Origin of the sequence: Bathymodiolus japonicus methanotrophic gill symbiont (assembly GCF_019721995.1) — a bacterium.
Lineage (GTDB): Bacteria > Pseudomonadota > Gammaproteobacteria > Methylococcales > Methylomonadaceae > Methyloprofundus.
This window is the reverse complement of sequence record NZ_BLYC01000013.1, coordinates 23,074-40,420: the sequence shown is the minus strand read 5'-3', so window position 1 is coordinate 40,420 and position 17,347 is coordinate 23,074. Positions and strand designations below refer to the sequence as shown.

Sequence of the window (17,347 nt, the reverse complement as noted above, 5' to 3'; positions counted from 1 at the left end):
AGCAAACTACCTGCGTATACCGTAGGAAGCTTACAGCGCAAGTCTCAAATGGATGTACTGCTTGAGTTCATCACGTCATTGCTAGAGTTTCCAGATCCTGGTGATAAGCTGAAAGAGTTAGGTGAATTAATACAGGCGCGCCATGCTACCTCACGAAATTCTGGGACTCCTGTCGCCATAATTCGTTCACCTACGCAGCGGATGGGAGATGCCCTGAACGCCCTGCGTCCGCAACGACTACGCACAAAAGCCGCTTCGTCATTACTACCTCACTGGCTGGACGGCTATTCGGAATGCAATTCTTGCTCCTCTCGCGTGCTGCTAGCACACGTCGAATCAGCGAATTGCCCTGTCGCCTATCAGGGGCTAAAAATCACCACTTCGCTAAGCTCCGTTTCCATGATTTTCAGCGAAGGATGTGTTTCAACTGATGCCATCAGGAAAACATATGATTGGCAGAGATTTAGGGCGCTTAGGGCCAACAGCATCATTAAAGTATTGTTCTGCTGGGTGAAGGTAAGAGTTTGATGGCAATGGGATGGAAAAACTTGAACATCGAGTTCTAGTGTTATTGAATGTCTTTTCAATCGTCCATCGCTTGAAATACAGCATGGCAATGGTTCCAGGGTTAATAGTCATTGGCAAGGTTGTCACAAACCGGTGAAGTTTTCCGGTTTCTGGATCACGGTAATCCACCACGTTAAATTTGATGCCCTTGTTTTCGTACACACTGTATGCTTCAACCCCTGTATTGATCTCATGGCGGGAGTCAAAAGGGATAGACTCAACCAGAGTCGCAATTGAATTTTCTTTTAGCATTGAAATCATGTAATTAGCATGTCGTTTCTGCCGATCCCACCAGACAAAGTCGGTGACGGCTTTATCGTAGACATAGAGATGTTTCTGAGAGCTGTTATTTCCCTTGTTTTGCTTTTCAATATGATCTCGTAACACAGGTATTTCTTGATGTCTCTGAGTTCCGTTTGTCAACAGACAAAGAAATCTGAGCAACCCACTTCTGAGATTCAACGCGTAAATCCCCCCGGCCGCATAAACTTTCCCCTTGCTGTTTTTTTCAGTATGGCAGGCATGATCAATAAAATGTCCATCCGCTGCTTCTATGGTGTACTCGTCAAGTTCCGGGAATTCTTTAAGATAATCAATGCCTTGCGATAGCAGTGTTTCAGCGTGAAGATGATAGCTCTGCTGTTCAAATGCCTCAAGCATACTTGTTCGTCTATGCGACTTCAGTGATTTAAAATACGTTGAGTGGGGAAGCAGCTGGCCATAAATCTGTTCACTGGTTTGGAGGAAATGGCGACCACTATCGACTACACTGATACAGCGTAATAACCCAAGGCGAATAAAGTCGATATCCTTCAACTCTGGGCATGAACGAGCCCACAAAGGATGATGCTCTGCTAACAGGGCACGTTCCATACTTTCATTGCAGTGTTGGTGAATATGTTCAGAGAGTGGTAGGTCTTTAAGCATGGGTGATATCCGTTTATGAAGTGATTAAAACGGAAATTTTTAGAAAATTTTTTTCGGCAATTGCAAGCTTTATTTGAAATTATTTGTTGTTTTTTTACGGTGCCTACAGAGTGTCTATTTGCTGTTATAAGTGATTAAAATCAAAAAGATGGAAATATTCGAGTGGTGCTACCTTCAGGTAGGTTATAGGCTGCTTTGTTTAGGTACTTCTTCTTTCAATGGGAACACTGATGGCATAATTAGTCTTTCGTCACTTGCTGAAACTGCAAACCCAACAAATTCAAATAAACAACAATCACCTCAGGCAGAAAGTGTAGCGCTTTTAAATAATATTAATACACTTACCTTACGCTCTGCTGAACTAAAAGACTTGGCTGCTGAAATTCCTACTTTTGATCGCCTATTATTTATCACACTGATTATCAATATTGAAAAGGAAATCCGTGCAGACCTTGGGCGCTTAGTCAAAATTCAGCAAAAGCTAGATAAAAATAGCGCTGAATCCCGACATTTACTAAAACAACTCCAACCACTGACTACTGCTCAGGAACAGACTATTAAGTCAGAAGTGACTATTCTTAAAAACCTGATACAGGCGCGCCATGCTACCTCACGAAATTCCGGGACTCCTGTCGCCATAATTCGTTCACCTACGCAGCGGATGGGAGATGCCCTGAACGCCCTGCGTCCGCAACGACTACGCACAAAAGCCGCTTCGTCATTACTACCTCACTGGCTGGACGGCTATTCGGAATGCAATTCTTGCTCCTCTCGCGTGCTGCTAGCACACGTCGAATCAGCGAATTGCCCTGTCGCCTATCAGGGACTAAAAATCACCACTTCGCTAAGCTCCGTTTCCATGATTTTCAGCGGGTGTAAAGTAAACAGCTACCAAACAATTTACAGAGGCTACAAATGAGCTATACACACCTATGTCCTGAAGAAAGATATGGTAGTGGGTTAAACCTGTGTTTAGCATGAGAGCAATAGAATAAGAAAGTGATTTATTGCATAATTCCCTCATGAAATATTATCAAGAAATCACCTGCCCTAACTGTACTAATTCCAACCTGATGAAATCAGGTAGTAGCGATCGTGGTGTGCAGCGATATCGTTGCCAGACCACAGCTTGCTCAACCAACACCTTCATGTTGGAATATTGTTATAAAGCATGTGAATTTGGAACCAAAGAACACGTTGTCGAAATGGCTATCAATAGTAGTGGCACTCGAGACACGGCTAGGGTTCTTAAAATCAATAAAAATACGGTGACTCGTACTTTAAAAAACAAAGAAAACAGTCTTGTTCAAGTGAACCCTCTTTTTCAGACCTTTGATCAAGGGAAACCATTGGAAGTCAGACTAGAACAGGTCTGCTGTGATGAAGCCGAAATGGATGAACAGTGGTCTTTTGTAGGAAATAAAAGCAATCAACGCTGGCTATGGCATGCTGTTGATCATAAAACCAACACGGTACTCGCTTATGTTTTTGGCAAGCGTAAGGACATTGTTTTCAAAGAATTAAAAGCGTTACTTTTGCCTTTAAATATCAGTCGTTATTACACCGATGACTGGGGCGCTTATGAACGTCATCTCGATGCTGAGAAACATGAAATAGGTAAGAAAAACACCCAAAAAATTGAACGTAAAAACTTGAATTTTAGAGCATGGATAAAACGATTAACTCGTCGAACAATCTGCTTCTCTAAGTTAGAGAAAATGCATGATATTGTGATTGGTCTGTTAATAAATAAGGTGGAATTTGGCAGGGATATTCATGCAAAAACACAGATTTAACCCACTACCGAAAGATATTATATAGAAATTGAATTAAAAAAGGGAACTTCACAGAATAAAATAGCAGAAGCCTTAGAACGAAGCCAAAGCAATATTTCACGCGAGATTAAACGCAATACAGGTCAAAGAGGCTACAGGCATAAACAAGCAGAAGATTTTGCCCAAGAACGACACAAAAACAAGCCTAAAGAGGTTAAATTAACGGATGAAATAAAAGGCATTGTTAATGTTCGCATTGAGGATGACTGGAGTCCTGAGCAGATTGCAGGGCGGTTAAAACAAGAAGGTATAATTAGTCTTCATCATGAAACAATCTACCAGCATATTCTGGCGGACAAAAAGGCAGGGGGTGAACTATACAAGCATCTTCGGCATCAGAACAAAACCTATCGCAAGCGGTATGGGTCAGCCCATAATAGGACAGGAATCCCTAATAGAGTCGATATAGATGAGCGTCCTGAAGAGGTCAACAACCGTAAGCGTATAGGTGGTTGGGAGGCAGATACAATCATTGGGAAAAATCACAAAGGGGCGATTGTAACGTTGGATGAGCGAGTCTCTAAATTACGGTTGGCCTTCCCTTTAGCGGGGAAAAAGGCTCAATATGTATTAGACGCAACTATTTTAATGCTTGATCCTATAAAAAGCTTTGTTAAAACAATTACTTTTGATAACGGGAAAGAGTTTACCCTGCATGAAAAAATAGCAGAAGCACTAGGTTGTGATACGTATTTTTCGACTCCATACAGCTCTTGGGAAAGAGGGCAAAATGAGAATGCTAATGGCTTATTAAGACAGTATTTCCCTAAAGTAATGGAGTTGATTGATGTTACGATAAAAGAGGTTTTTATAGCCGTTGATAAGCTAAATAGTCGCCCTAAAAAGTGTCTCAATTACAAAACACCTTATGAGGTATTTGAAGAGCTGACTGGGATAGATATGAAAAATTTATTGGGTTATGTACTTATGACTTGAATTCAGGAGGTAAAACAAATGAACCTGGTTTCGACCACTATTTTAACCATTGATAATCAACGTCTGATTGTCCCCAATAGTAAAATTTGGGGTGATATTATCACCAATGTGACGGCAGAAAAAGTGCGCCGCATAGATTTTGTATTTGGTATAGGTTATGGCGATAGCATCAGCGAAGCAGAAAGGGTTTTACGAGATATTTTGGATCAACATGATCTGATCCTAAAAAAACCGGAACCTGTCATCAAGATACATACCCTGGGAGAATCCTCGGTGGACTTTATTGTCCGTCCCTGGGTAAAAACTCAAGATTACTGGGAGGTATACTGGGATATCTGAAGTTTCCTAGTTTTTAAAGCATAAGAATATCAGCTAATGCTTATTTTTCTGAAATATTAGATATTACTAATATTAATGGCATTCCGTTGACTAAAAGCCTTGAATTCCTTTTAAAAACAACAGGTTAATCGTAAATGAGGCCTAGTTTTACTGTATAACGAGAGTTTATAACACATTGATTATACAAATAAAACGACCTCATTCATGTTCATTTTACGCGATATTTTACTCCCGCTTCAAGATCATTTTTCCGAAACCACTTTAGGCCGCGAACGAGCCTCTCTGTTCGTTTACACGATCCTGTCCATTATCGTTCCTTTTACGTCATCAATGACCTCTAATCTTTGGCGTTGCCTTGATACGTTGTTTGGGTTTGAGATCAAGAATAAGCGCTTTTACACTTTCATGGCTTCTTCAACTTTGCCGTGGGCTGGGCTGTGGAAAACTATCTGGGAGCTGATTCCGTCTCCTGAAACAGATGGGCGCATATTGGTTGCACTGGATGACTCCATTATCACTAAAGTAGGCAAAAATATCTTCGGCTGTGAAGCCATTTTTGACCACGCGGCCGAATCAAAGCAAATATCCATGGGCATAAAATATTGTATCGGTAGGGTTGCTGAAACAGGTCAAAGGTCGCTGGGCGTGCTTATTTTTAGATTTCCGATTTTATCTGCCCTTAAAAACAATTCAGGCAAAAAAAGAAACCGCCACGATAAGAGGTGATGTCGTTCCTTTCCAGACCAAGATGGCTCAGGCGGCTCAAATGCTGATTGCAATTGCAATTGCAGAACATTTTTCCACCGCTCCGATATTGACAGTCACTGATAGCTGGTTTGGTAACAATGGCCTATGGAAGCCTGTTTACAAAGCTATCGGAAGCCGGTTTAATATTCTCTCTAGGTTAAGGTGCAATAATGTACTGTACGATCGTCCAGAAAAAAGAAAACCCAAGCAGAGGGGGCGGAATAAAAAGTACGGGCAGCGTCTGGGGTCAGCCACAGACATGGCAAAAACAGTACAACAAAAGGCCCGATCGTATACCGTGAATCTCTATGGAAAACAGCGTGAAGTCAGGGCTTATAGTCGCGTTGTCATGCTGAAAACATTGAAACGACCCGTTCAGGTTGCCTGGGTGTTTCGTCGCACACAGTGGATTGCTTTGTTTACGACCGATCTAAGTTTATCCGTCACACAGATTATTGAGTATTATGGTGCGCGATGGAAAATCGAATCCGGGCTCAAAGAGCTCAAGCAAGACATAGGGAGCCATAAAAGTCAGTGTCGAAATGCGCAGGCAGTGACCAACCATTTGAACTTCTGTATGATGGCAACAACGCTGACGTGGATTTACGCGGTTCGTTTAAAAACCAATCCGGAACGTCGGCACAAAGTGAAGGGGCGAGCCAGTTTCGCCTTTTCAGATATCCGCCGCACCATTGCCGAAGCGGCTTTGGATCCGGATTTTGAAAGGGTTTGCCCCAAATACAGCAGCTCCCCTGTAAATTCGGTGGTAGCCGTTTTATTGCGAATGGTTGCTTGATGAATTTCTAAGAAACTTCAGTTTAACATCATCCTCTCTTTATATACTCGCCTTCTATAACACCTGGTTCGGCTTTAGGTCTTTGTTGCCCCGGAACCACGCCAGCTTGTATTAAGTGCTTTTCAATAAGGTATTGTGCAATTTTTCTACGCGCAGCTGGAATTAAGCAGGCAAAGCCAATCACATCGGTAAAAAACCCCGGGGTTAATAATAAGGCGCCACCTACCAGCAATATTGGGCCTTCAACCATTTCATAAGCGGGGATTTCTCCACGCTGTAAATTTCCCTGAAACCGCAGCAGGGTTGCCAGGCCCTGATGCCTTAACAGACTTGCACCTATGATTGCAGTACTAACTACTAGCAAAATGGTAGGAAACACCCCGACAATACCGCCTATTTGCAAGAGCAGATAAATTTCTATAAACGGGACAATTAAAAAGACTAAAAAGACGAGTTGTACTGGGTTCATGATGTGACCTCTTGTTTGTCCAGTGACTAAAAGCTAACTTACGATCGTGCAATAATCTATCTACTGAAGTTTCCCAATTATTGAGTAGCTGAAATACACAATGCTGGTGTATCGAGGTTTATTTTAGGTGGTTTTGCCATGTTTATACTCGATGTTCAAGTTTTCAGCTATAACTGGGCTAAGAAAAGTAAATTTTTCCGGCTTTGTTTTATAAGTGATTGATTTACAATGATGTTGATGCTTTCTTTGTCAGTAAAATTATAAATAAAATCAATCAGTTAAAAAACTTGAACATCGAGTTATAGCAAACCCCTACTTAATTCCCCTTAGGCAATAGCATTTGAAACGAATGAAAAGACTATCTTTTTCATATAGTTGTAGCATAGTTTCAATTTTACCATAAATAATTATTGGGAAACTTCAGTTATTGGGAAACTTCAGATCTATCTACAATAAGGGCTTTTTTAAAAAAATCAAATTATACTTTACGACCTACTATTAAACCCGACTAACGCTATTTGTTTAACACCTCTACACAAATCATTGAAAACAAACTTGTGTAGGTGCTGCAATCCATTAAATTTAACTAATTATTAGCTTTGATAAATCTAACCGCTTAATGTGAAAGTTGTTAATTACATTTAGTAGGCGCTGTACTGAAGTGCTGTGTTAATATCGTGCGTAAATTCAAGCTCGATTCTCCTGGCCAGCGAGCATTTATAACAAATACATTTGCTCCTACCACATCTATGCAGATAGATACCGAGCAATGTATCAGCGTAGTAGCGATAACGATATATCAAAATATTACCTCTATCGAATAAGCTACTGACTACACATATTTATAACCCCATGCACTATTTAAAATTTACTTTTTCCTGCTTTTTTATTCTTGTTAGCCAGTGGGTTTATGCCATAAACCCAGATCAATTATTACCGCCAGAGCTGGCATTTAAGGTCTCCGCAACTGCCACAGAAAGTGGCAATGTTAAGGTATCCTGGCAGATTGCTGATGGCTATTATTTATATCGCAAGAAAATTTCTTTTAGCTCAAAAACAGACGCAGTCAGTATTGAACAAGCTGATTTACCTGCCGGAAAAGTAAAGCACGACCCAAACTTTGGTGATATGCAGATCTATCGGCATACGACAGAAAACCTATTAATACTTCAGCGCCCGACAACCGCTCTGCCATTTTCTCTATCGATCAAATATCAGGGCTGTGCAGACCTAGGGCTTTGCTACCCTCCACAGCGAGTCGTTCTAAATATTGACTTACCCGCGCAAACGACCTCTGCAAAATTCAGCGGGTCTTTTAACCCCTTAGACCAGTTAACTAAAGCACTAGGCTCGGGATTGTCACTATTTTCCAGTCAATTACTACCCGCCGATGATGCCTTTCAATTCTTTGCCACAGCAAAAGATGGCCAGACACTGACATTACAATGGCATATAGCTGATGGCTATTATCTGTATCGGGAAAAATTTGAGTTGCAGTTACCCAAAGGTTCAACCACCGACACTGACATCCTTGCTTATAATATTCCTCACGGCAAGGAAAAATACGATGAAGCTTTTGGTGATGTTGAGCTATTATATGGCGACCTCGTCTTTGATGTGCCTTTAGCGCGTACCAATACCGCTGAACATGAAATAACCCTGACAGCCAAGTTTCAAGGTTGTGCGGAGCGTGGCGTTTGTTACCCCCCGATGCAGAAAACGGTAAATATATTGTTACCTGCTATTTCAGCTGCAGCTATCTCCGGCTCCCCTGATGTAATTGAAAAAGCAGCGTCTGAACAAGACCTTATCGTAGCCTCTTTACAGCAGGACTCTTTCTTACTGACCTTACTAAGCTTTTTGGGTTTTGGCTTATTATTAGCCTTTACCCCTTGCGTATTTCCCATGATCCCCATTTTATCCGGGATTATTGTCGGTCAGGGCAAAGACATCACTCATCGCAAAGCATTTTTTCTATCGCTAAGTTTCGTGCTGGCTTCTGCAGCTACCTATACCGTTTTTGGCGTACTTGCCGCTTTATTTGGCAGTAATCTGCAGGCAACTTTTCAAGCTCCCTGGATCATTTACTTGTTTAGTGGCATCTTTGTTGTTTTATCATTTTCCATGTTTGGCTTTTTTAACCTGGAACTGCCAAAATCTATACAGTCGCGCCTGCACAATGCCAGTGACAAGCACCGGGATGGCTCTTTTATTGGTGCCGCGTTAATGGGGGTTTTTTCTTCTCTGATAGTCGGCCCTTGCGTGGCTGCACCTCTTGCGGCAGCACTGATGTATATTGGCCAGACGGGAGACGTAATCTTAGGCGGCTCTGCTTTATTTGTTATGGGCTTTGGCATGGGCATTCCACTATTAATTATTGGTGCATCAGCCGGAAGTTTATTACCAAAAGCCGGACACTGGCTTAATGCCAGTAAAACTGTGTTTGGGGTTATTATGCTGGCGGTCGCAGTATGGATGCTCGAACGCGTTCTTGCCGCTGAAATCACCATGTTATTCTGGGCGATGCTGTGCATTATTCCGGCTATTTACCTGCGCGTATTAGACCCCTTGCCTGAAGTCGATAGCGGCTGGCATAAGTTATGGAAGGGCTTTGGCGTTATCTTATTTACCTATGGTTTACTTATTCTCATTGGCCTTAGCGCCGGCAGTAACAACCCCTTACAACCCTTAAAGGGTCTCGCACACAGCGTATCCAGCCAGCAACAGCAGCCACCTTTGGTATATAAGCGCGTAGCATCTCTGGCAGAACTCAATCAACAACTTCAAGCTGCAAGCTCACAGGGAAAATTAGTGATGCTGGATTTTTATGCCGACTGGTGTATTAGCTGCAAAGAAATGGAGGCCTATACTTTAAGCAAACCTAAAGTAAGACAGGCGCTATCGCGCTTTGTTTTGTTACAGGCTGATGTCACGGCAAATAATGATCAGGATAAAGCGCTACTGAAAGCCTTTAACTTAATAGGCCCCCCTGCGATATTGTTTTTTAACCTCGATCAGCAGGAGCAATCTGCTGCACGCGTCATCGGCTACCAGGATGCAGAAACCTTTTTGCAGCATTTGTCAGAACTTTAATACTGGTTTTAAGTCCGCCCTAAAAATTTGCACATAATAATGCTTATGCCTAAACAATTTATTGCATTACTGTTTTTTTCCCTACTGCTGATTAGCACACTGTTTGCCCAGCAATTTAACCAGCAGCCACAGCACGCTATTCCCTTACCCGAATTTTCTCTGCCTGATACTGCAGGTGTTGTCCACTCAATTTCAGAGTGGCAGGGAAAGATAATAGTGATAAATCTCTGGGCGACCTGGTGCCCTCCCTGCCTGCAGGAAATCCCCGAATTTATCCAGATACAAGCTGAGTATGCTGATCAGAATGTGCAATTTATCGGCATAGCAATTGATGAGCCCGAGCTAGTTAATGACTATATAAGTTTTATCAATATCAATTACCCTATTCTAATTGCTACGACTGAAGGCGGTAAACTATCGCAAAGATTAGGTAACACAATGAGCGCCATCCCTTTTACCGCCATCGTAAATCAGCAGCAAGAAATTATGTAACTACTCAGCGAAGCTGAGTAGTTCAATGAAATTATAAAGAAAATTCAGGTAACTTTCCCTCAAAGACCAAGGTCATTGCCTGAGTTGCACTTAGACCTTGTTTACGGCACGTTGATAAATACCCTCTGACACGACAAAATATCTCTGCACCCTTGGTACTACGAAAGCAGCCGGATATTTTCTGTTGAACCTTGGTCATCCGAATCGAATTTTCTGCGGCATTATTGGTAAATGGCACCCAGGTATTTGTCATGAAGCGCAAGACATCCTCTTCATAATTAATCAGCCTTTCCAGTAAGTTTCTAGCTTTACTGCGTTTTATTCGCTCCCGTTTTACTTCTTTAGGCTTATCGGGTGGTGGGCATTCGATCTCCGCTTTGCCAAGTAATTCTCTGTATTGTACCTTCCATTTTTCTGCTTCTTTATGTAGTAGCATGCCACCTGCTTCATTGACGGCATCATTCATTTTTTCAAGTAGTCGTTTCATTTCAAGCGCCCACTCCTGTTTATCCTGCTCCCAGGCGCGCGTTAATTCCCTCAAATGATGTGCATTACAAAGCGAATGAGTACAATCATATTTATAGTAGGGCTTCCAATGATCATGACATAAAATCCCATGAAAATGGGGTAAAATACCAATGTCATTCATTGCCTCTGTGCCACGTTTGGCATGGGGAAAGAAGTGTGTCCACTGAACATTGGAGGCCCATGTAGCCAATGGCGCTTACCATTAATATTAATGCCTGTTTCATCCGCATGAATGCACGCTGATTCGACTAAGTGTTCTTTACTGATAGTTTCAAACCCAGCCAACTTCTCATAGGCCAGTTCATTGAAATTATAGATAGAGCCTTCACTAATCGGCATACCTAATTGATCAGCGAAATACTCCTGTATTCGGTTGTAGGGCAATAACTGATATTGCGAAAGATAAACCACATGGGCTTTTATCCCATTACCATATTGCGCAGCCTTAGTAACCTCATCTGGAAAAGGAGCGATAAAACACTGACCTTTTCCATTTATCAACCGTTGCGCCTGGTATTCTGTCACTACCCTTGAGATATCAATATCGAATACCTGGCGTGTTTCAAAGCCATCTGCCGTGTATCGCCCTTTTGGCAAGGTACGGCGATCAATGGTAATGATCTCGATTTCATCCGAGTCATCTATTTTTTGAAGTGTCGTGCCGACATGCGATTTTTGTCCGCCAGAAGGCTTATCTGATTTTTTTCGATTCCCTTTTTTACGGTTGGGATCACTTGCAGGTGGTTTACTGCTATTTTTGCTGTTCAGTGTCACTCGATTGAGTAATACCGTGACTAATAATAGAATCACTTCCAGTGCTGATTTTAGCGCAGGCGATATATCACGCTCAGTTTCAAGTAACTGTTTGGCATGACTGATTGCGGAATCAACATCGATGAAGTCTATTTTCAAAAGGTAACCTGTATTGCTTTAAGGACAGGCTTATTATCTCATGGGTTTTAAATCCCGAATTTTCCTTGTTTTAAGCGATTGTAAGGCGAATAAAAAAGTCCTTCGAGGTCGTAGATGTTTAAGGGGACATTTTGTGATGACTATAGCGATAGAAGCAATAAAGCGTGGATTAATCGACTGTTGGGCAGTTTACTAAAAATCACAAAAACCAGACTAAAACCCTGTCAAGAACTTTTTTAATTATTCAGGCGCGCCATGCTACCTCACAACATTCTGGGACTCCTGTCACCAACATTCATTCGCCTACGCAGCGAATGGGAGATGCCCTAGTCGCCCTGCTTCCGTCTCAACTACTCAACTACGCACAAAACCCTGCTCAGTTAAGTCTACCTCAAATGGCTGGACGGCTATTCGGAATGCAATTCTTGCCTCCCTCGCGCGCTACTAGCGCACTTCGGATCAGCGAATTGCCCTGTCGCCTACCAGAGACTAAAAATCATCACTCCGCTTAGCCCATCTTCGTCACTATTGATGATGTAGTTGTTATAAATCAATTGGTTGAAATTTTAAAAAGTAGCCAGTTGGCACTACAGATTTTGTGTTTTTGTATAAAACGTTGGATTTTTTAGAGTATTTTTGTCGCATGTAAATTACACTCAAATAATGATGATTTTTTTGACAAAAGTCAATGAATTTATCGACAAAAATAATATAAATGGCACTACAAAACTTTCAAAAAAAACACCATTGATTTTAAAGAGAATTTTTCGACAAAAAATCGCTTAAACCGATGAATCAATGGCTTAGAAAGATGAAAGTGACGAAGATGGGTTAGGCTCCGTTTCCCTGATTTTAAGCGTACGCTGAGTAGTTACGAAATTATTTATTATCAGCAGGGCGAGTTATCCGGACAGCGTTTACGCGAGCTGATTAAGCCATTATTAAGCGCTACGCCCTAAATCATCACACGATTAAGTAGTAAAAAAACCGTAGTTTTGTCGTGAACTGTTGCTAAAAAACATATATCTGGACAAAACCCTGCAAATTAGGGAAAATTGGTGAAACTTTACGTAAAATAATAAAAAACAACGTACAGAATGGCTAAAATTACAGTTCTCAATGGTCCAAACCTCAACCTACTCGGTGTTCGGGAGCCGGATCAGTATGGCAATAAAACCCTGGCTGACATTCAAGCGAGCGTTGAATCCTTCGCTAGCAAAGCAGGACATAGCTTAAGTTTTCACCAAGATAATGCCGAGCATGAGATTGTTGAATTGATTCACCAGGCTTTTGCCGATCAGGTGGATTTTATTATTATCAATCCTGCTGCATTTACGCATACCAGCGTCGCGATTCGTGATGCTTTATTAGCAACAAAAATTCCTTTTATAGAAGTCCATTTATCCAATGTTCACGCCCGGGAGCCGTTTCGTAAGCACTCCTACTTCTCTGATATTGCAGAAGGGGTTATCTGTGGGCTTGGAGCAAATGGATACGAACTGGCCCTACAGGCTGCACATCAGACACTACTCGAGAGAAAATAAATCGTGGATATTAGAAAAATAAAAAAACTAATCGAAATTATTGAAGAATCCGACATCGCTGAAATCGAAATTACCGAAGGCGAAGAGTCGGTACGTATTAACCGCTACTCATCAGCAGTCGCCCCAGCTGCTCCGGTTGCCATTGCTGCCGCACCTGCTGCGATCGCGGCACCAGCAGCAGCGGCAAGTGAGCCCGCAGCTAGCGAGCCATCAGGGCATGCGGTTAAGTCGCCTATGGTCGGTACATTCTATCGCTCGGCATCACCTGGCTCGGCTCCCTTTGTAGAAGTCGGACAATCGATTAAAGAAGGTGATACGCTTTGCATTATCGAAGCAATGAAAATCCTTAACCAGATTGAAGCTGATAAAACTGGCGTGATCAAGCAAATCCTAATCGAGAATGCACAACCCGTTGAGTATGATCAAGCACTTTTCATCATAGAATAATAATGGGGTCATACTATGTTCGATAAACTTGTTATTGCCAATCGCGGTGAAATTGCGCTACGTATTTTGCGCGCCTGTCGTGAATTAGGCGTTAAAACGGTGGCGGTTTATTCCAGCGCCGACCGTGATTTAAAGCATGTACGCCTGGCCGATGAAGCCATTTGCATTGGCCCTGCAGCCTCGGCAGACAGCTACTTAAATATCCCTGCAATTATCAGCGCTGCTGAAGTTACCGATGCCGAAGCCATTCATCCAGGCTATGGTTTTTTAGCCGAAAGCGCGGAGTTTTCAGAAAAAGTTAAGCAAAGCGGCTTTGTTTTTGTTGGTCCTGAGGCAGATACCATTCGCATTATGGGCGATAAGATCGAAGCTAAAAAAGCGATGATCGCATCCGGTATACCTTGTGTTCCCGGCAATGGCGAGCCGTTAGGAGACGACAACGCCACTAACCTAAAAATGGCAGAAGAAATCGGTTACCCGATTATCATTAAAGCGGCTGGCGGTGGCGGTGGGCGTGGAATGCGCACAGTACATACCGAAGGTGCCTTAATCAGCTCGATTGCCTTAACCAAATCAGAAGCTGGTTCATTTTTTGGCAACTCTACCGTCTATATGGAAAAATTCCTGGAAGACCCTCGCCATATTGAAATTCAGATTCTTGCTGATTCACATGGTAATGCGGTTCACCTTGGCGAGCGCGACTGCTCTATGCAGCGTCGCCACCAAAAAGTTGTCGAAGAAGCCCCGGCACCAGGCATTACCGAAGAGCAACGTAAATTTATTGGTGAGCGCTGTGCGCAAGCCTGTAGAGACATCGGTTATTTAGGTGCGGGGACATTTGAATTTTTATTTGAGAAAGGCGAGTTTTTCTTTATCGAAATGAATACCCGCGTACAGGTTGAGCATCCTGTGACTGAAATGGTTACCGGAATTGATATCGTCAAAGAACAATTGCGTATAGCCGCAGGTGAGCCACTTTCGTTTACTCAGGATGATGTGGTTTTACGGGGTCATGCGATTGAGTGTCGCCTAAATGCAGAAGACCCGGTTACCTTTATGCCGTGCCCAGGAACTATTGATCTATTCCATATGCCTGGGGGCCCTGGAATTCGCTGTGAAACGCATATATACAACGGCTATAAAGTACCCCCTTATTATGATTCCATGATTGGTAAACTGATAGCTCACGGTGATGATAGAGCCAGCGCTATAGCGCGTATGCGTACGGCACTAAGCGAAATGGTGATCGATGGTATTAAAACCAATATCCCATTACAACAGGACATTATGGCCGACAGTGCTTTTGCAGCTGGCAGTCAGAATATCCATTACCTGGAAAAGAAACTGGGTATGAACTAAGTAAGGCTGTTGGATGGACTGTATGGCGGACTTTAATCCGCCTATTTAGTTCAGCATTCTATATACCCTTTAATTATCACCATGAAGGGCATGAAGAACTTGAAAGACAACATTTACTGCATTGCTTTATTCATCCTTCTTCATTAACTTCATGCGCTTCATGGTGAAAATAGTCAGTTAACAACTACTTAATATATGAATTTTCTTTCCATGTTAGCGGACTGAAGTCCGCCCTACCCTAATCACTTTATTATGGCCTGGCATCAAATTTCTGTGATCAGTGACGCAAACACTGCAGCTGATATCTCTGATTTTCTTAGCGAACTGGGCGCGGTCTCAGTCACATTTATGAACGCTGATGCCGAACCCGTTTATGAGCCGAATATAGGCGAAACTAAAATCTGGGGGCGAACCAAAACCATCGCCTTGTATGAACTTGATGCAACGCCTGAGATCATCAAGACTCTGCTTTTCCAGCAATTTGCCGAGCATGCCCTACAGGACTGGCATGCTGAAATTCTGCAAGATCAAACCTGGGAGAGAGCATGGATGGAGCACTTCCAGCCTATGCAATTTGGCGAACGTTTATGGGTCTATCCTTCAGGTCAGGAGCAATCCATACCTGGAACTGTAAGCTTAATTCTCGACCCTGGCCTGGCCTTTGGCTCTGGCACCCACCCAACCACGGCTCTGTGTTTAGAATGGCTGGCGAAAAACGATGTTAGCGGAAAAACGGTCATCGATTTTGGCTGTGGCTCTGGCATCCTCGCCGTTGCAGCTGTTTTACTGGGTGCAAAAGAAGCACACGCAATTGATATAGACCCTCAGGCTCTAACAGCCACACTTGACAATGCACAAAAAAATGAGGTCAGCGCTAAAATTAAAACCTATTTACCCGAGCAATTTACATCTTTTGCAGCAGATGTAGTATTAGCTAATATTCTTGCCCAGCCACTCATCGAGCTATCGGATAATATTAGCAACCTGGTACGCCCTCAAGGGCAGCTGGTGTTATCCGGCGTTCTCAAAGAACAGGCGGATGAGGTTTGCAAATGCTATCAAGCCAGATTCATAATCAGTGATGCAGTGATTCAAGATGACTGGTGTCGCCTGGACGGAGTTAAAAAATAGGCGTATGGACACTTTTTGCCCAAAGTGTAAGCACCCGCAAAAAATCAGCAACCGGCAACTGAAAAAAAACACCTGCGGATTAGCTGTACACAGTGCAAATACAAGTTTAACCCACTCGTCTCTGCATCTGATCAAGCTCCCGCAGAAGATGAGACTATTATTCTCGAAGCATACCCTTGGCAAAAACCTTCAACTCCTCATTCTAGGCTCTGGGTAGTTGGGAGCCTACTAGCAATAGTGTTGCTTATTTATCAAATTATTTATTTTACCGGCTACCCCCTGGCACAAAATCCACGCGTAAGACCCTGGCTCAGTGCAATCAGCAATAAACTTCATTCGCTGCCAGCCATGGAGAGCGAAAGCGAGGGCTGGTAGTCCCCAGAAGGCGTAGAGCCGTTGTTTTGTCGGAATCGTAGCGCTAGCGTAGGTGTAGACAAAATAAAAGGCATTCCGAAACGCCGTCCAGTCATTTGAGGGAGTGTTACGAAGCCAGCCCCGAGTTTACGATGGTAATGGCGAAGTGGCACGTACGCAGGACGTCTGGGGCGCCGAAGGCATTAGTGGTCGCGTTAAGTTTTTGCCGCTTGCTTGGGCTGGGATGCCCAAAACAAGCTTTCGCAAAAATAGCGACTCCCCGCTATCCTCTACCGACATACCGTAATCTTGCCGAATATACCACTATCGGCAGTGCAATACACAAGCTCAGCGCAAATAACTACCGCGTACAAATCAGCTTTATTAACCATGCTGACTTTGCCCAGCGCTTAGCAAATATTCAAATATCTCTGCATAACTTACAAGGCGGACAGTTTGCTCAAAGAACATTCTCTCCCGAGGAATACCTAACCCATCTTCGTCACTATTGATGATGTAGTTGTTATAAATCAATTGGTTGAAATTTTAAAAAGTAGCCAGTTGGCACTACAGATTTTGTGTTTTTGTATAAAACGTTGGATTTTTTAGAGTATTTTTGTCGCATGTAAATTACACTCAAATAATAATGATTTTTTTGACAAAAGCCAATGAATTTATCGACAAAAATAATATAAATGGCACTACAAAACTTTCAAAAAAAACACCATTGATTTTAAAGAGAATTTTTCGACAAAAAATCGCTTAAACCGATGAATCAATGGCTTAGAAAGATGAAAGTGACTAAGATGGGCTAAGTAAAAATTCAACGACTCTCATTGATAGCTTGACGACTACTGATATTGATTTCTAT

16 protein-coding genes and 3 pseudogenes are annotated in these 17,347 nt (G+C 42.6%); 14 read left to right on the top strand and 5 right to left on the bottom strand.

From position 1 onward, the window contains the following. Window positions 1-44: 44 nt before the first annotated feature. Window positions 45-245 carry a hypothetical protein gene (locus K6984_RS16580; RefSeq protein ID WP_221894923.1) on the bottom strand — a complete coding sequence of 67 codons (201 nt, stop codon included), beginning with the start codon at window positions 243-245 and terminating at the stop codon, window positions 45-47. Between K6984_RS16580 and K6984_RS16575 the strand changes: the two genes are divergently transcribed. Beyond that, the gene (locus K6984_RS16575) at window positions 202-528 is read left to right on the top strand and encodes a hypothetical protein (RefSeq protein ID WP_221896532.1); all 327 of its coding nucleotides are present in this window, start codon (window positions 202-204) and stop codon (window positions 526-528) included. The two genes, K6984_RS16580 and K6984_RS16575, sit on opposite strands and share 44 nt — an antisense overlap. On the opposite strand, the gene K6984_RS16570 is transcribed toward K6984_RS16575, so the two are convergent. Both K6984_RS16570 and K6984_RS16565 read right to left on the bottom strand, forming a co-directional pair. Continuing rightward, window positions 424-1,494: a hypothetical protein gene (locus K6984_RS16570; protein ID WP_221896531.1), complete on the bottom strand. Its 1,071-nt coding sequence runs from the start codon at window positions 1,492-1,494 to the stop codon at window positions 424-426. The two genes, K6984_RS16575 and K6984_RS16570, sit on opposite strands and share 105 nt — an antisense overlap. Before the next feature lie 543 nt (window positions 1,495-2,037). Then, window positions 2,038-2,199, bottom strand: coding sequence for a hypothetical protein (locus K6984_RS16565; protein ID WP_221896530.1), 162 nt, complete (start codon window positions 2,197-2,199; stop codon window positions 2,038-2,040). On the opposite strand from K6984_RS16565, the gene K6984_RS16560 reads away from it, so the two are divergent. The 5 genes and pseudogenes from K6984_RS16560 (at window position 2,156) to K6984_RS16540 (ending at window position 6,147) form a co-directional block, all read left to right on the top strand. After that, window positions 2,156-2,413 carry a hypothetical protein gene (locus tag K6984_RS16560; RefSeq protein ID WP_221896529.1) on the top strand — a complete coding sequence of 86 codons (258 nt, stop codon included), beginning with the start codon at window positions 2,156-2,158 and terminating at the stop codon, window positions 2,411-2,413. The genes K6984_RS16565 and K6984_RS16560 overlap by 44 nt on opposite strands. Window positions 2,414-2,516: 103 nt before the next feature. Next, a complete protein-coding gene (locus tag K6984_RS16555; RefSeq protein ID WP_221894694.1) occupies window positions 2,517-3,290 on the top strand; it encodes an IS1 family transposase in 774 nt (257 codons plus the stop codon). Window positions 3,291-3,311: 21 nt separating this feature from the next. Beyond that, a complete protein-coding gene (locus tag K6984_RS16550) occupies window positions 3,312-4,265 on the top strand; it encodes an IS30 family transposase (RefSeq protein WP_221896596.1) in 954 nt (317 codons plus the stop codon). Between the two features lie 9 nt (window positions 4,266-4,274). Beyond that, window positions 4,275-4,601, top strand: a pseudogene (locus K6984_RS16545) (mechanosensitive ion channel family protein); the annotation flags it as partial. A 207-nt stretch (window positions 4,602-4,808) separates the two neighbouring features. After that, window positions 4,809-6,147: pseudogene (locus K6984_RS16540) on the top strand (IS701 family transposase). Between the two features lie 28 nt (window positions 6,148-6,175). On the opposite strand, the gene K6984_RS16535 reads toward K6984_RS16540, so the two are convergent. Next, window positions 6,176-6,616, bottom strand: coding sequence for an FxsA family protein (locus tag K6984_RS16535; protein WP_221896527.1), 441 nt, complete (start codon window positions 6,614-6,616; stop codon window positions 6,176-6,178). Between the two features lie 852 nt (window positions 6,617-7,468). Here K6984_RS16535 and K6984_RS16530 point away from each other — a divergent pair. Both K6984_RS16530 and K6984_RS16525 read left to right on the top strand, forming a co-directional pair. Further along, on the top strand, window positions 7,469-9,709 hold the full coding sequence (locus K6984_RS16530; protein ID WP_221896526.1) for a protein-disulfide reductase DsbD: 2,241 nt from the start codon (window positions 7,469-7,471) through the stop codon (window positions 9,707-9,709). Between the two features lie 45 nt (window positions 9,710-9,754). Beyond that, window positions 9,755-10,201 (top strand): TlpA family protein disulfide reductase, encoded by a 447-nt coding sequence (locus K6984_RS16525; RefSeq protein ID WP_221896525.1) that lies wholly within the window; start codon window positions 9,755-9,757, stop codon window positions 10,199-10,201. Window positions 10,202-10,232: 31 nt separating this feature from the next. On the opposite strand, the pseudogene tnpC reads toward K6984_RS16525, so the two are convergent. Continuing rightward, window positions 10,233-11,641 (bottom strand): annotated as a pseudogene (gene tnpC / locus K6984_RS16520) (IS66 family transposase). 314 nt (window positions 11,642-11,955) lie between these two features. Here tnpC and K6984_RS16515 point away from each other — a divergent pair. The 6 genes from K6984_RS16515 to K6984_RS36315 all read left to right on the top strand — a co-directional run bounded on the left by K6984_RS16515 (window position 11,956) and on the right by K6984_RS36315 (window position 16,988). After that, window positions 11,956-12,153: a hypothetical protein gene (locus K6984_RS16515; RefSeq protein ID WP_221896524.1), complete on the top strand. Its 198-nt coding sequence runs from the start codon at window positions 11,956-11,958 to the stop codon at window positions 12,151-12,153. A 585-nt stretch (window positions 12,154-12,738) separates the two neighbouring features. Next, complete coding sequence (gene aroQ / locus K6984_RS16510) at window positions 12,739-13,185, top strand: type II 3-dehydroquinate dehydratase (RefSeq protein WP_221896523.1); 447 nt, start codon at window positions 12,739-12,741, stop codon at window positions 13,183-13,185. A gap of 3 nt (window positions 13,186-13,188) precedes the next feature. Beyond that, complete coding sequence (gene accB, locus K6984_RS16505; RefSeq protein ID WP_221896522.1) at window positions 13,189-13,632, top strand: acetyl-CoA carboxylase biotin carboxyl carrier protein; 444 nt, start codon at window positions 13,189-13,191, stop codon at window positions 13,630-13,632. A 15-nt stretch (window positions 13,633-13,647) separates the two neighbouring features. Then, entirely contained in the window at window positions 13,648-14,991 is a 1,344-nt protein-coding gene (gene accC, locus K6984_RS16500; protein WP_221896521.1) for an acetyl-CoA carboxylase biotin carboxylase subunit, read from the top strand. Between the two features lie 252 nt (window positions 14,992-15,243). After that, a complete protein-coding gene (gene prmA / locus K6984_RS16495) occupies window positions 15,244-16,122 on the top strand; it encodes a 50S ribosomal protein L11 methyltransferase (protein ID WP_221896520.1) in 879 nt (292 codons plus the stop codon). A gap of 584 nt (window positions 16,123-16,706) precedes the next feature. Next, entirely contained in the window at window positions 16,707-16,988 is a 282-nt protein-coding gene (locus K6984_RS36315) for a DUF3426 domain-containing protein (RefSeq protein WP_221896519.1), read from the top strand. Window positions 16,989-17,347 lie beyond the last annotated feature (359 nt).

Coding starts and splice junctions, on each gene's coding strand:
- K6984_RS16575 (WP_221896532.1), top strand. CDS start 202: ATGGGAGATGCCCTGAACGCCCTGCGTCCGCAACGACTACGCACAAAA.
- K6984_RS16570 (WP_221896531.1), bottom strand. CDS start 1,494: ATGCTTAAAGACCTACCACTCTCTGAACATATTCACCAACACTGCAAT.
- K6984_RS16560 (WP_221896529.1), top strand. CDS start 2,156: ATGGGAGATGCCCTGAACGCCCTGCGTCCGCAACGACTACGCACAAAA.
- K6984_RS16555 (WP_221894694.1), top strand. CDS start 2,517: ATGAAATATTATCAAGAAATCACCTGCCCTAACTGTACTAATTCCAAC.
- K6984_RS16535 (WP_221896527.1), bottom strand. CDS start 6,616: ATGAACCCAGTACAACTCGTCTTTTTAGTCTTTTTAATTGTCCCGTTT.
- K6984_RS16530 (WP_221896526.1), top strand. CDS start 7,469: ATGCACTATTTAAAATTTACTTTTTCCTGCTTTTTTATTCTTGTTAGC.
- K6984_RS16525 (WP_221896525.1), top strand. CDS start 9,755: ATGCCTAAACAATTTATTGCATTACTGTTTTTTTCCCTACTGCTGATT.
- K6984_RS16515 (WP_221896524.1), top strand. CDS start 11,956: ATGGGAGATGCCCTAGTCGCCCTGCTTCCGTCTCAACTACTCAACTAC.
- aroQ (WP_221896523.1), top strand. CDS start 12,739: ATGGCTAAAATTACAGTTCTCAATGGTCCAAACCTCAACCTACTCGGT.
- accC (WP_221896521.1), top strand. CDS start 13,648: ATGTTCGATAAACTTGTTATTGCCAATCGCGGTGAAATTGCGCTACGT.
- prmA (WP_221896520.1), top strand. CDS start 15,244: ATGGCCTGGCATCAAATTTCTGTGATCAGTGACGCAAACACTGCAGCT.